Annotated in this window: 9 protein-coding genes and 3 rRNA genes; all 12 read right to left on the minus strand. The window is 65.8% G+C overall.

Annotated elements, in window-relative coordinates:
• Positions 1-27: 27 nt before the first annotated feature.
• The 12 genes from rrf to atpG all read right to left on the minus strand — a co-directional run bounded on the left by rrf (position 28) and on the right by atpG (position 13795).
• A 5S ribosomal RNA gene (gene rrf / locus B5F84_RS04955) occupies positions 28-143 on the minus strand.
• A 100-nt stretch (positions 144-243) separates the two neighbouring features.
• A 23S ribosomal RNA gene (locus B5F84_RS04960) occupies positions 244-3177 on the minus strand.
• Positions 3178-3405: 228 nt separating this feature from the next.
• Positions 3406-4917 (minus strand): 16S ribosomal RNA (locus B5F84_RS04965).
• The 16S, 23S and 5S rRNA genes sit together here, the layout of an rRNA operon.
• A 332-nt stretch (positions 4918-5249) precedes the next feature.
• Complete coding sequence (locus tag B5F84_RS04970) at positions 5250-5879, minus strand: HAD family hydrolase (protein WP_087321489.1); 630 nt, start codon at positions 5877-5879, stop codon at positions 5250-5252.
• Between the two features lie 245 nt (positions 5880-6124).
• Complete coding sequence (locus tag B5F84_RS04975; RefSeq protein WP_087321491.1) at positions 6125-6670, minus strand: AraC family transcriptional regulator; 546 nt, start codon at positions 6668-6670, stop codon at positions 6125-6127.
• 10 nt (positions 6671-6680) lie between these two features.
• On the minus strand, positions 6681-8084 hold the full coding sequence (locus B5F84_RS04980; protein WP_087321493.1) for a phosphoglucomutase: 1404 nt from the start codon (positions 8082-8084) through the stop codon (positions 6681-6683).
• On the minus strand, positions 8077-8982 hold the full coding sequence (locus B5F84_RS04985; RefSeq protein ID WP_087321495.1) for a UTP--glucose-1-phosphate uridylyltransferase: 906 nt from the start codon (positions 8980-8982) through the stop codon (positions 8077-8079). The genes B5F84_RS04980 and B5F84_RS04985 overlap by 8 nt, the downstream gene beginning before the upstream one ends.
• Positions 8983-9165: 183 nt before the next feature.
• On the minus strand, positions 9166-9594 hold the full coding sequence (locus tag B5F84_RS04990) for a metal-dependent transcriptional regulator (protein ID WP_087321497.1): 429 nt from the start codon (positions 9592-9594) through the stop codon (positions 9166-9168).
• Positions 9595-9618: 24 nt separating this feature from the next.
• Positions 9619-10899, minus strand: coding sequence for a UDP-N-acetylglucosamine 1-carboxyvinyltransferase (gene murA / locus B5F84_RS04995; RefSeq protein WP_087321499.1), 1281 nt, complete (start codon positions 10897-10899; stop codon positions 9619-9621).
• A 60-nt stretch (positions 10900-10959) separates the two neighbouring features.
• Positions 10960-11394, minus strand: coding sequence for an ATP synthase F1 subunit epsilon (gene atpC, locus B5F84_RS05000; RefSeq protein ID WP_087321501.1), 435 nt, complete (start codon positions 11392-11394; stop codon positions 10960-10962).
• A gap of 8 nt (positions 11395-11402) precedes the next feature.
• Positions 11403-12881 (minus strand): F0F1 ATP synthase subunit beta, encoded by a 1479-nt coding sequence (gene atpD, locus B5F84_RS05005; RefSeq protein WP_087321503.1) that lies wholly within the window; start codon positions 12879-12881, stop codon positions 11403-11405.
• On the minus strand, positions 12881-13795 hold the full coding sequence (gene atpG / locus B5F84_RS05010) for an ATP synthase F1 subunit gamma (protein WP_087321505.1): 915 nt from the start codon (positions 13793-13795) through the stop codon (positions 12881-12883). Before atpG ends, atpD begins: the two co-directional genes overlap by 1 nt.
• Between the last annotated feature and the right edge of the window lie 2 nt (positions 13796-13797).

The following is a 13797-nucleotide window of genomic DNA, read 5'->3' on the forward strand; positions in this document are numbered from 1 at the left end:
CCCCGCCACAGGAAAATGCCCCTTGTTGGTCAGCGACGTCCTGCTCTCCCACGGACTGACTCCGCAGTACCATCGGCGCTCGGGGGCTTAACTTCCGGGTTCGGAATGGGACCGGGTGTGCCTCCCCTGCCATGGTCGCTGACCAACAAGGGGCATTCTGCTGTCAGGGGCGGGCTCCCGCCGTGCCCTGGGGGCCGCACAGCGCGACGAAGGCTCCCCGCAGACGACCGCCTGACAGGAAACGAAGAGAAGAGCTCGGCCGATTAGTACCGCTCGGCTCAACCCCTCGCGGGGCTTACACCTGCGGCCTATCGAACTCGTAGTCTACGAGTGGCCTTACCGAAGGGAGAACTCATCTCGGGACTGGCTTCCCGCTTAGATGCTTTCAGCGGTTATCCGAACCGGACTCAGCTACCGGGCAGTGCCGTTGGTCGACAACCCGTACACCGGAGGTCCGTCCACCCCGGTCCTCTCGTACTAGGGGCAGCCTCCCTCAGTTCTCCTACGCCCACGGAGGATAGGGACCGAACTGTCTCACGACGTTCTGAACCCAGCTCGCGTACCGCTTTAAATGGCGAACAGCCATACCCTTGGGACCTGCTCCAGCCCCAGGATGCGATGAGCCGACATCGAGGTGCCAAACCTTCCCGTCGATGTGGACTCTTGGGGAAGATCAGCCTGTTATCCCCGGAGTACCTTTTATCCGTTGAGCGACGGCCATACCACGCTGAGCCGCCGGATCACTAGAACCTGGTTTCCCATCTGCTCGACCTGTCCGTCTCGCAGTCAAGCCTGCTTATGCTCTTGCACTCAAAGGGACGGTTGCCGACCGTCCTGAGCAGACCTTACGTGCGCCTCCGTTACTCTTTAGGAGGCGACCGCCCCAGTCAAACTACCCACCTGACACGGTCCCCACGCCGGGTGACGGTCGCGGGTTAGGATGCCAGAACGTCGAGGGTGGTATTCCAAGGGCGACTCCCCAGAGACTGGCGTCCCTGGTTCAGCGTCTCCCACCTATCCTCTACACGACGAACCGGCAGCCAATGTCAAGCTGCAGTAAAGGTTCACGGGGTCTTTCCGTCCTTCCGCGGGTAAGTCGCATCTTCACGACTAGTGCAATTTCACCGGGTCCATGGTTGAGACAGCGCCCAAATCGTTACGCCTTTCGTGCAGGTCGGAACTTACCCGACAAGGAATTTCGCTACCTTAGGACCGTTATAGTTACGGCCGCCGTTTACCGGGGCTTGGATTCGCCGCTTCGCTCGCGCTGACGGCTCCTCGTGACCTTCCGGCACCGGGCAGGCGTCAGACCCTATACGTCGTCTTACGACTTCAGCAGAGTCCTGTGTTTTTGATAAACAGTCGCTTGGGCCCATTTGCTGTGGCCGCCCTGGGCTCGGGGAGCGAGTCCCTCCACCCGAGGCGGCGCCCCTTCTCCCGAAGTTACGGGGCGATTTTGCCGAGTTCCTTAACCATGGTTCTCCCGATCGCCTTGGTATGCTCTACCCACCCACCTGTGTCGGTTTGCGGTACGGGCCCCTGCGGGCTCCCTAGGGGGTTTTCTTGGAAGCATGGGCTCACTGGCTTCGCTCAGTCGCTTCGTCCGGCACCTCAGCCGTCGCGAGGGGCGCGTTTCACTACCCCTCGGCCTACGTGCCATCGCGGGGACGTCCAGAACCCCGTCCAGCTACCCTTCTCCGTCGCCCCATCGGTGATAGCGCCCGTTCGGGGGTGCAGGAATGTCGACCTGCTGTGCATCGGCTACGCCTTCCGGCCTCGCCTTAGCTCCCGACTGACCCTGGGAGGATTAGCCTCGCCCAGGAAACCTTGGGTTTACGGCGGCGGCGTTTTCCACGCCGCTCTCGTTACTCATGCCAGCATTCTCACTTCCGGCCGGTCCACCGCGGGTCGCCCCGCGGCTTCGCCCCGGACGGAAAGCTCCCCTACCACTAGTTGAAACTAGTCCGCCGCTTCGGCGCCATGCTTAGCCCCGTATATTGTCGGCGCATGTCCACTCGACCAGTGAGCTATTACGCACTCTTTAAATGGGTGGCTGCTTCTAAGCCAACATCCTGGTTGTCTGGGCAGACGCACATCCTTTGCCACTTAGCATGGACTTGGGGGCCTTAGCGGGCGGTCTGGGCTGTTTCCCTTTCGAACACACAGCTTAGCCCACATGTTCTGACTCCCGGACTCTGGACCGGCGGTATTCGGAGTTTGATCGGAGTTGGTAGGCGGTGAGGCCCCCGCGTCCGTTCAGTGCTCTACCCCCGCAGGTAAACGTCCGAGGCTAGCCCTAAAGCTATTTCGGGGAGAACGAGATATCTCCGGGTTTGATAGGCCTTTCACTCCTATCCACAGGTCATCCCCCCAGTTTTCAACCTAGGTGGGTTCGGCCCTCCACGGGGTCTTACCCCCGCTTCAGCCTGCCCATGGATAGCTCACCCGGCTTCGCGTCTACGGCGCGCGACTGCTCGCCCGTTTCGGACTCGCTTTCGCTGCGGCTCGCTTCGTGGCTTAACCTCGCCACGCACCGTAACTCGCTGGCTCATTCTACAAAAGGCACGCCGTCACACCTAGAAGGTGCTCCGACTGCTTGTAGGCAAACGGTTTCAGGTACTATTTCACTCCCCTCCCGGGGTGCTTTTCACCTTTCCCTCACGGTACTGGTCCACTATCGGTCACAGGAGAGTATTTAGGATTGGAGGGTGGACCCCCCTGCTTCCCACCGGGTTTCACGTGTCCGGCGGTACTCAGGAACCAAGCGGCAGTCCTCGCGGATTCGCGTACGGGGCTCTAACCCTGTACCGCCGGCCTTCCCATGCCGTTCCGCTTCCTCGAGGTTTTGTAACTGCGCAGTGCTTGGCCCTACAACCCCGGCGGCGCTTGCGCGGCCTCCGGTTTGTCCTAGGTCCCCGTTCGCTCGCCACTACTAGGGGAATCTCGATTGATTTCTCTTCCTCGGGGTACTTAGATGTTTCAGTTCCCCCGGTTGCCTCGTCCCGGCCTATGTGTTCAGCCGGGCGTGGCGGGGAATGACCCCCGCCGGGTTTTCCCATTCGGAGATCCGCGGGTCGAGCGGGCATGTGCCCCTAACCGCGGCTTATCGCAGCTTGTCGCGTCCTTCGTCGGCTTCCTGTGCCAAGGCATCCACCGTTTGCCCTTACCATCTTCTCTTTCGGATTCGATGGAATCGAACATACTGTCATGCGCGCCCCTCGGGGGGGCGCGAGATGCGATCTTCTTTGAGGAAAATCTTTCGTCACGCTATGCAGCTCTCAAGGTACGGCGAGGGCGAGCCCTCGAGACCGGACACTGCGCGCCCCGGGGGGCGCGACGGGACATCAGCGGAACGGACGGGGCGTCCGTCTTCTCGTCTTCTCTAGCAGAGGTGATTCTCCCTAGAAAGGAGGTGATCCAGCCGCACCTTCCGGTACGGCTACCTTGTTACGACTTCACCCCCCTTACCAACCACACCTTCGGCGCCTCCCTCACGAGGTTGGGCCGACGACTTCGGGTGCAATCGACTCGGGTGGTGTGACGGGCGGTGTGTACAAGGCCCGGGAACGCATTCACCGCGGCGTGCTGATCCGCGATTACTAGCAACTCCGACTTCATGGAGGCGGGTTGCAGCCTCCAATCCGAACTGGGGCCGGCTTTGGGGATTCGCTCGGCGTCGCCGCCTGGCAGCCCATTGTGCCGGCCATTGTAGCACGTGTGCAGCCCAGGGCATAAGGGGCATGATGACTTGACGTCGTCCCCACCTTCCTCCGGCTTGACGCCGGCGGTCTCGCATGGGTGCCCGGCCGGACCGCTGGCAACATGCGACGAGGGTTGCGCTCGTTGCGGGACTTAACCCAACATCTCACGACACGAGCTGACGACAGCCATGCACCACCTGTCTGGGCTCCTCTCGGCCACGGCGTTTCCGCCGCTTCACCCAGATGTCAAGCCCTGGTAAGGTTCTTCGCGTTGCTTCGAATTAAGCCACATGCTCCGCTGCTTGTGCGGGCCCCCGTCAATTCCTTTGAGTTTTAGCCTTGCGGCCGTACTCCCCAGGCGGGACACTTAATGCGTTAGCTGCGGCACGGAGGGAGTCTCCCCCCACACCTAGTGTCCATCGTTTACGGCTAGGACTACCAGGGTATCTAATCCTGTTCGCTCCCCTAGCTTTCGCTCCTCAGCGTCAGTTGTGGCCCAGAAGGCCGCCTTCGCCACCGGTGTTCTTCCAAATATCTGCGCATTCCACCGCTACACTTGGAATTCCGCCTTCCCCTACCAAACTCAAGTCCGCCGGTATCGGGAGCGGGCGGGGGTTGAGCCCCCGGATTTGACTCCCGACCTAACGGACCGCCTACGAGCGCTTTACGCCCAATGAATCCGGATAACGCTCGCCCCCTACGTATTACCGCGGCTGCTGGCACGTAGTTAGCCGGGGCTTCTTCTGCAGGTACCGTCACCTCGCGGCCTCGTCCCTGCTGAAAGCGGTTTACGACCCGAAGGCCTTCGTCCCGCACGCGGCGTCGCTGCGTCAGGCTTTCGCCCATTGCGCAAGATTCCCCACTGCTGCCTCCCGTAGGAGTCTGGGCCGTGTCTCAGTCCCAATCTGGCTGGTCGGTCTCTCAACCCAGCTACCCATAATCGCCTTGGTGGGCCGTTGCCCCACCAACTAGCTAACAGGCCGCGGGCCCATCCCTCGCCGCCAGGGCTTTCCCGCCTCCCCCATGCGGGGGCTGCGGAGTATCCGGTATTATCCACGGTTTCCCGAGGCTGTCCCGGTGCGAGGGGCAGGTTGCCCACGTGTTACTCAGCCGTTCGCCACTTTATGCACACCCGAGGGTGCTTTAACCGTTCGACTTGCATGTGTTAGGCGCGCCGCCAGCGTTCATCCTGAGCCAGGATCGAACTCTCCGTTCAAATGCGACCGGCGTGAGCCGGCTTCGTCTGATTTGGTCGGTCCGTCCCGTCCATAGATCCCGCTGATCTCGGATTCGCTGAAATTGACGTCTCTGAACGTGGTTCAGAAATTCGAATTTCGCTAGTCTGTCTCGTCGATCTCTTCGATCGCAGTATCCGGTTTTCAAGGTTCGCCGCGCGGCCCCGGCTCCTCGCCGGCGGCGCTGCGCGGGGATTAACTATACGCGCCCCGGCCCCCGCCGGGGGCGGGAATCGGGGCGCACACATTTCCTACACAACTAGTCTTTCTCCGCCTCATCTCTCGCCGCTGCCTCCGTCCCCTCACCGCCGAACTAGAGGGCATACTTGGCGATGAGCAGGACTTCGGAGGGCGCGTGGACCCAGTAGCTTGCCTGATCGACGTATGACACCGCCCCCCATCCCGCAAACACGAACGAGATGCCCGCTGCACGTGCCGCCTGCGAGTCATGGGCTGTATCTCCCACGTAAATCGTTTCCTCCGGCCTCGCGCCGGTACGCCTCAGGTACTCGAGCAGCGGATCTGGCTCCGGCTTGTGTCGCTCCGTATCGTCGGCGAGAACCATGCTCTCGAAATACCCGTCGATTCCGAGCGGGGTTATCACCGCCTCGTACTCGTCATGCCTGCGAGACGAGACGACCCCCATCGCCTTGCCGCTCTCCTGCAGCCCCTCGAGCATCTCGCGAACTCCATAGAAGAGCCTGACCTCGTCAGCGTGCTCACGAGCGAGCTCGTCCCACCTGGCAAGGGCCCCTTCATCGAAGATCCCCGGCTGCGCGAGGGCCTTGTCTCCCGGAATACCCCGCGTGAACGCGAGGTCCGCAAGATCTTCCTCCCCTCCGGTCCGCTCAAAGAGAAGGTCCTGCAGGGCCCGCTGGGAGATGTCCTCCGTATCCGCCAGCGTCCCGTCAACGTCAAAGATCACGTGCTTGAACCCAGTCATGTCCGCTCCTCTCGTTGGCCTTGCCTTACGGCAAGTCTGAGGGGAGCCCCGCCCCTACTCCATATTTGTTCGTGCCACTAGGTGTCGGATTCGCGCCACTTCGCACGGTAGGCGGACGGCGCGCTGCCCATGATCGTCCTGAACGTCTGAGAGAACTACGCGGCAGACGAGAACCCACAGGACAGTGCGACCGACTCGACAGTCCTGGACGTGTGGGCGAGCAGCCTGCACGACTGTCTCACTCGCTACTCGCGAACGTATTGGGCGGGCCCCATGCCAACGTAGTCTTTAAACGAGCGGAAGCAGTCGCGCGTGCTCGTACAGCCCGCCGCGGCAATGTCGGCAACCCCGATCGCCTCGGCGTAATGCTCGTGAACAAAGTCGCGCGTCTTCTCAAAGCGAAGGTCACGATGGGTCGGGTGCGCGGCAGGGCCGTCGCCCATGAGCGGCCGCGCCTTCTCGAAGGCAAGCGCCCAGATTTCTGAGATCAGCGCGCAGAGGCGCATCTCGTAGGTGGCGCCGTCCGCGGAACGCAGTTCGAACGACTCCCTAAAGAGGTCGAGAGCCCACGCGTCCTGCGGCGAACCGGCGTCCCAAGAGAGCAGTTCGACCCCGCGGGCCTCGACGAGCGGACGTACGCAGCGCTCGGCAATCCGCCCGCCCACGTCCTCAAGCAGGCTTGGCCGAAAGATGTGACAGAGCTGGACCGTCCCGGTGCCCTCGTCCGTGGCACGGGTCATGTGATAGACGCCGGCGTTCACAAAGCCGGCCGACCCCGCCCCAAAGCTCATGGTGCCGCGGTCAGAGGCCCTCTCGCACGAGGTCGCAGGCGGCCTCGAGCAGGGCGTCACGCTGCGGGGCGGAGGGCGCCTCCGCATAGACCCTCACGACGGAGCTCGTGCGCGAGGGGCGGATGAGCACCCAGGAGTCGTCCTCGAACTGGGCCCTCAGGCCATCTGCGTGGGAGACCTCGACGGGCGCCCTCCCCGCAAGCTCGCCGGGGTTGAGGCCGGGAAGGACGTTGCGGAGCGCCTGGCTCACCGCGGGGTCAAGCCGAAGGTCCCGGCGGGCGTAGCACGTGGCGCCGATCTTGGCCTCGAGCTCGGCCGCCATCTGCGACATCGTCTTTCCAGAGCACGCGAGCATCTCCACGGCGAGCAGGCAGACGAGCAGGCCGTCGCGCTCCCTCAGGTGCCCGGGGATGCAGACGCCGCCGTACTCCTCGACGCCCATGACCACGTCCTTCTCGAGCGTCTCTCTATATATGCGGGAGAAGCCCACGGGGACGCTGGTCGTCTCGCAGCCAAGGCGCTCGGCCTGGTGCCCGATGGTCGCCGAGCACGTGAGCGTGGTGACCACGCGGCCGCGCGCGCCATGCCCCTCGACGAGCCAGCCCAGCAGAAGCGGCACGAGCACGCGCGCGGGAAGGATCGCGCCGCGCTCGTCGACGACGGCGGCGCGGTCGCCGTCGCCGTCAAGCAAGACACCAAGCGCGGCGCCATGCGCCACGACGGCCTGCTCGCAGGCGTCGGCCCAGGGGTCGGCCGGCTCGGGGTGAATGCCGCCGAAATCCTCACGCCGCTCCACGTGGATCTCCACGACGTCGCAGCCCAGGTCGGAGAGCAGCTGCGAGAGGAGCCCCGTCGAGGCGCCGAACATCGGGTCGACCACGACCTTGGGGCGCGCGGCCGCAATGGCGTCGCGCCTCACGAGGCCGTGCAGCGAGGTGAGGTAGGAGCTCGTGAGGTCGCACTCCTCGAAGGGGCCGCCCTCGGCGGTGGGCTCGAGCGAGATGGCCTGCTCGACCTCGTCGAGAAACGAGCGGGAGACCGGGCCCCCGTCGCCGCCGCGCACGAGGATGCCGCCATACTCGCAGGAGCGCTCGCTTGCCGTGAGCATGACCGCGCCGACGGCGGCCTCGTCGCGCGCGCACGACCACGCGAGCGCAGGCGTGGGGCACGGCGCCTCGGAGACGCGGGCCCTCAGGCCATAGGAGGCGAGCACGCCCGCCGCCGCGGCAGCGAGCCGCCGCGCGTCATGGCGCGTGTCAAAGCCAACGTAGACCGTCGCCCCGGGAGTGGCGTTTGCCCACACGAGGCCGAGGGCGTCCGCGACCCTTGTCACGTTCTTCTCGGTAAAGTCGTCGTCGAAGCGGGCGTGCCAGCCGTCGGCGCCAAACCGGATGATCTCTGCGCGCCTATCCAACGAGCTCCGCGCCCTTCTCTCCAAGCGCCTCCCTGAAGGCGGCGAGCTGCACGGGGTCCTCGAGCGCCATGCGGGCGTTCGTGGCCGCCCAGGCGGCGGGGGTGCCCGTGTCGCAGCCCTCGGACGGGTCGACGACGAGCGCGTACATCTCCTCCTCGGCGAGCAGGCGCTCCATGGCGTCGGTCAGCTGGATCTCGTTGCCGGCGCCGGGGCCCTGGGTGGCCAGGAGCTCCATGATGCGCGGGGAGAGCAGGTAGCGGCCCACGATGAACAGGTGCGAGGGGGCGTACTCGGGACGGGGCTTCTCGACGAGGCCCGTGACCTTCCAGATGGCGCCCTCCTCCTCGCCGGCGGCGTCGGTGCCGGGAAGGCAGCCCACGCACTCGCCCGCGATGATGCCGTAGCGGCTCACCTGGTCGGCCGGCACGGGGGCCACGGCGATGACCGACGCGCCGCCGTACTCGCGCGAGACCTCGGCCATGCGGACGCACATCTGGCGGCCCGGCACGAAGTAGTCGCCGAGAAGAACGAGGAAGGGCTCGCGGCCGATCTCGTCGGCGGCCTGCAGGACCGCGTGCCCCAGGCCGCGGGCCTCGTCCTGGTAGACGAAGGAGACCGGCAGCGTCGACGCCTCGTGCACGCGCGCCGCCTCGGCGGTCTTGCCGCGCTTGCGCAGCATCGACTCGAAGGCGTGGTCGACGGAGAAGTACGCCTCGATCTGCGGCTTCTCGTGCGAGTTGACGATCACGACGCCGTCGACGCCCTCCGGCTCGAGCGCCTCCTCGACGACGTACTGGATGACCGGCTTGTCAATGACGGGAAGGAGCTCCTTGGGGGTGCACTTCGTCGCGGGGAGGAAGCGGGTGCCGAGCCCGGCGGCGGGAATGATTGCCTTCATGATTGTCCCTTCGAGGTTGTCTCTCACGGGCCGCCGGCCTGACATCCGGCGGCACTAGAAACATACCCCCAATGCTCGCGGGAGCATACGCCTTTCTCTGTAAGCGGACGCAAAGGCGCGCCCTCCGCAGCACGGGGGGCGCGCCATCACAGGGCACACACATTGGGTCGCGGCGCGGGGACCTCACGCGTCGGGGACAGAGAGGCCCTGACGCTCGAGGTAGGCGATGAGGCGCTCCATGGTGTCGTCGGAGAGGACGTGCTCCATGAGGCAGGCCTCCTCGTCGGCGACCTCGGGGCTCACGCCGAGGCTCGACTCGAGGAAGGTGCGCAGCGCCCGGTGGGAACGCCACACGAGGGCGGCGTAGCCCCGCCCCTCCTCGGTGAGGGTGACGCGCCCGTAGCGGTTCTGCTCGACCATGCCCGTCTCCTTGAGCATGGAGAGGGCCTTGTTGACGCTCGCCTTGGAGACGCCGAGCTGGTCGGCAACGTCGACGGAGCGAACCGAGCCGTCCCCCTGGGAGTCCTTAAGGGAGAGGCGGTAGATGGACTCGAGATAGTCCTCCCCCGCCCTGGTGAGGGCATGGCCCTCCTGAGAGCCGGAGCCGTGCATGGGTGTCCTCCTTGCGTCAGCCGGCTACGAGAGGTCGACGTCGTCGGGAATGCTCGTCCTTGCGGCGTGCGCGCCGAGCGAGACGAGCTTCTCGACGAAGCCCTCGTAGCCGCGGTCGATGTGATGGATGTCGGAGACCGTCGTGGTGCCGTCCGCGACGAGGCCGGCCATCACGAGGGCCGCGCCGCCGCGCAGGTCGGGAGACTTGACCTGGGTGCCGGAGAAGCCCTTGACGCCGTGGACGATGGCGTGGTGCCCCTCGATCACGATGTTGGCGCCCATGCGGGAGAGCTCGCTCGCGAACATGAAGCGGTTCTCGAAGACGTTCTCGGTGATGATGCAGCTGCCCTCGGCCAGGGCGAGCAGGCACATGGTCTGGGCCTGCATGTCCGTGGGAAAGCCGGGGAACGGCAGGGTCTGGATGTCGGTGGGGGCAAGCGGACGCTCGCGCCACACGGTGCAGCGACGCTCGCCCAGCTCCACCGAGGCGCCCATCTGCTCGAACTTCTTGAGGACGAGGCCCAGGTGCTTGGGATCGAACCCGGTGACGGTGACCGGGTCGCCCGTGAGGGCGCCGATGGCGAGGAAGGTGCCCGCCTCGATGCGGTCCCCCACCACCTTGTGGGTCACGGGCCTAAGCTCGGAGACGCCCTCGATCTCGACCACGGGCGAGCCCGCGCCGGAGATCTTGGCGCCCATGGCGTTGAGCATGAGGGCGAGGTCGACGATCTCGGGCTCGCGGGCCGCGTTGTCGATGATCGTGGTGCCCTTGGCAAAGACGGAGGCCATCATGAGGTTCTCCGTGGCGCCCACGCTCGCAAAGGAGAGGGTCACCGTTGCGCCGACCAGGCCGTTGGGGGCGCTTGCGTAGATGTTGCCGTGGTCGACCTTGAACTCGACGCCCAGGGCCTCGAGGCCCAGGATGTGCATGTCGATCTTGCGGGCGCCGATGTTGCAGCCGCCCGGCATGGCCACGACGGCCTTCCCGAAGCGCGAGAGCAGGGGGCCAAGGACGGCGGTGGAGGCGCGCATCTGCGCGACGAGGTGGTAGGGCGTCTCCCACGAGTCCACGTCCGAGGTGTCGATCTTGAGCTCGTGCTCGTTCACGACCTCGATCCGGGCGCCGATGTTCTTGAGAACCTTGCCCATGACGTGGACGTCGGCGATGTTGGGGACGTTGGTGAGCGTGTTCACGCCCGGCGCCATGATCGTGGCGGCCATGAGCTTGAGCGCGGAGTTCTTGGCGCCCTCGACGCGCACCTCGCCCGTGACGGTGTGCCCGCCCTCTACCTGAATGACGTCCATGCAGCCTCCGTGTGTGCTCGCGACGGCCCCGCCAGGGGCGGGGCCGTCACCTTGGGCGCGCTACTGTGCGGTTGCGCGCGCGTCTTTTGATGCCTGCTTGAGCAGAAGGTTACACCACCTGATCTTGCTCTCATAATACGCCCGCCGGTGGTCGCCCGCATCCAGACCCTCGAGCTGGTCAATCGACAGGTCACGCGTCTCACGGACGACGTCTGGGTCGATGTCGTCCGCGCGGCGGGCGTGGTCTGCGAGGATGATGACCTCGTCGCTCTCGATCTCCGCGTAGCCACCGGACACGACGACGTCGTACTCGCCGCCGCCGTCCTCGGGCCGGCGCCTGATGCGCACCACGCCGTCGCCCAGGGCGACGATCTCGGCGGCATGGCCCGGCCAGACCCCGAGCTCGCCCGCGTACGTGATGAGCACGAGGTTGGCGACCGGCCCCTCGAAGAGGAGCCGGTCCGGGCGCACGAACTGGCAGTTGAGCTCGGCCATGGCGCGCCCTAGCCCTTGGCGCCGTCGGACAGGGCGGCGGCGCGGCGGCGCACGTCGTCGATCGTGCCGGCAAAGCGGAAGGCCTGCTCGGGCAGGTCGTCGCACTTGCCGTCGACGATCTCGGCAAAGCTGCGCACCGTGTCCTCGACGGTCACGTACGTGCCGGGGTTGCCGGTGAACTTCTCGGCCACGTGGAAGGACTGGGAGAGGAACTGCTGGATCTTGCGGGCGCGCGAGACCACGTTCTGCTGCTCCTCGGAGAGCTCGTCCATGCCGAGAATGGCGATGATGTCCTGGAGGTCGGAGTACTCCTGGAGCGTCTCCTGGACCGCCATGGCCACGCGGTAGTGCTCCTCGCCCACGACCGAGGGGTCGAGCGCGGAGCTCGAGCTCGCCAGCGGGTCGACGGCCGGGTAGATGCCCAGGTCCGTGATCGCGCGCGAGAGGACCGTGGTGGCGTCGAGGTGCGTGAACGTGGTGGCCGGGGCCGGGTCGGTGAGGTCGTCGGCGGGGACGTAGACGGCCTGGACCGAGGTGATCGAGCCCTCCTTGGTGGAGGTGATGCGCTCCTGGAGCTCGCCCATCTCGGTTGCCAGCGTGGGCTGGTAGCCGACGGCCGACGGCATGCGGCCGAGAAGGGCCGAGACCTCAGATCCCGCCTGCGAGAAGCGGAAGATGTTGTCGATGAACAGGAGCACGTCCTGGCCCTGGTCGCGGAAGTACTCCGCAGTGGTGAGGCCGGCGAGCGCCACGCGCATGCGGGCTCCTGGCGGCTCGTTCATCTGGCCGTATACCAGGCAGGTCTTCTCGATGACGCCCGACTCGCTCATCTCGAGGTAGAGGTCGGTTCCCTCGCGGGTGCGCTCGCCGACGCCCGTGAAGACCGAGGTGCCGCCGTGCTGCTGCGCGAGGTTGTTGATGAGCTCCTGGATGAGGACCGTCTTGCCGACGCCCGCGCCGCCAAAGAGGCCCGTCTTGCCGCCGCGGACGTAGGGCTCGAGAAGGTCGATCGCCTTGATGCCCGTCTCGAAGATCTCGGTCTGGGTGGTGAGCTCGTCAAAGGCGGGCGCGGGGTGGTGGATCGGGTAGTACTGCACGTCGTCGGGCGTGCCCTTGCCGTCGACCGGCTGGCCCATGACGTTCCACACGCGGCCGAGCGTGGAGGGGCCGACGGGCATCATCATGGGATGGCCGGTGTCGCGCACCTTGAGGCCGCGGGTGAGGCCGTCGGTCGAGGACATGGCCACCGTGCGGACGACGCCGCCCGGAAGCTGCGACTCGACCTCGAGGACCGTGCTCACGTGCCCGACGGGGGTGTCGCCCTCGACGGTAAGGGCGGTGTAGACGCTCGGCACCTGCCCCTCGAACTGCACGTCGACGACCGGGCCGACGATGCGCACGACCGTGCCCACGCCGACGGTGCGGTTGAGCTTGCTGTAGGCCGCCTCCTCGAGCGCGGTGCGCGGCTCGGTGTTCTTCTCTGACATCAGTAGTCCTCCAATGCGGACGCGCCGCCGATGATCTCGTTGAGCTCGGTGGTGATGGAGCCTTGGCGCTCCCGGTTGTAGGTGCGGGCGAGAGCGTCCAGCACCTCCTTGGCGTTGTCGGTCGCGGACTGCATGGCGCGGCGGCGCGCGCCGTGCTCGGCGGCCGCGGAGTCGAGCAGGGCATGGAAGATGACCGTCCTGAAGTAGGCCGGCATCAGGTGCCCCAGGACCTCCTCGGCCGAGGGGTCGAAGGAGAAGTCCGTGTGGGCGTGGGCGCTCACCGCGGAGAGCGCCTCGCGCTCGCGCGGCTTGTTGGGCATCATGAGCTGCTCTTTGGTGATGGGGAGCAGCTGCTCGACGACCTGGGTCTGCTCGACGCGGTTCTTGGCGTGCCAGTAGTAGATCACCACGCGGTCGATGGCACCGGACGCATAGCCGTCCATGACGTAGGAGGCGATGCGGTCCGCCTGGTCCATCGTGGGCTCGGAGGAAATCCCGACAAAGGACATCACCGGGGCGACCTTGCGATAGGTGAAGTACTCCGTGGGCTTGCGGCCACAGGTGATGACCGACGAGGTAACCCCCCGGGCGCGAAGCGCCGCCATCTCGTGCTCGACCGCGCGCTGCAGGACGATGTTGAAGCCGCCCGCAAGCCCGCGGTCGGACGCGATGAGGATGAACAGCACGTGCCGCTCCTCGGCGTGCCTGGCCAGCAGCGGCTGCGACGAGTCGAACCCGGCCGCGGCCACGTTGGCGAGCATGCGGGTGATGGCGTCCTTGTAGGGCTCCGCCTCCTCGGCGCGGGCGAGCGCCTTGCGGATCCGCGCGGTGGAGATCATCTCCATCGTGCGCGTGATCTGCATGGTGCTCTGGATTGACGTGCGCCGCCGCTGTATCTCGCGCAGGTTAGCCATCG

It is taken from the genome of Olsenella sp. An290 (assembly GCF_002159535.1).
GTDB lineage: Bacteria > Actinomycetota > Coriobacteriia > Coriobacteriales > Atopobiaceae > Thermophilibacter.

Excerpts from the sequence above, each read along its gene's own strand:
- B5F84_RS04970 (WP_087321489.1), bottom strand. The coding sequence starts at position 5,879 with ATGACTGGGTTCAAGCACGTGATCTTTGACGTTGACGGGACGCTGGCG.
- B5F84_RS04975 (WP_087321491.1), bottom strand. The coding sequence starts at position 6,670 with ATGAGCTTTGGGGCGGGGTCGGCCGGCTTTGTGAACGCCGGCGTCTAT.
- B5F84_RS04985 (WP_087321495.1), bottom strand. The coding sequence starts at position 8,982 with ATGAAGGCAATCATTCCCGCCGCCGGGCTCGGCACCCGCTTCCTCCCC.
- B5F84_RS04990 (WP_087321497.1), bottom strand. The coding sequence starts at position 9,594 with ATGCACGGCTCCGGCTCTCAGGAGGGCCATGCCCTCACCAGGGCGGGG.
- murA (WP_087321499.1), bottom strand. The coding sequence starts at position 10,899 with ATGGACGTCATTCAGGTAGAGGGCGGGCACACCGTCACGGGCGAGGTG.
- atpC (WP_087321501.1), bottom strand. The coding sequence starts at position 11,394 with ATGGCCGAGCTCAACTGCCAGTTCGTGCGCCCGGACCGGCTCCTCTTC.
- atpD (WP_087321503.1), bottom strand. The coding sequence starts at position 12,881 with ATGTCAGAGAAGAACACCGAGCCGCGCACCGCGCTCGAGGAGGCGGCC.
- atpG (WP_087321505.1), bottom strand. The coding sequence starts at position 13,795 with ATGGCTAACCTGCGCGAGATACAGCGGCGGCGCACGTCAATCCAGAGC.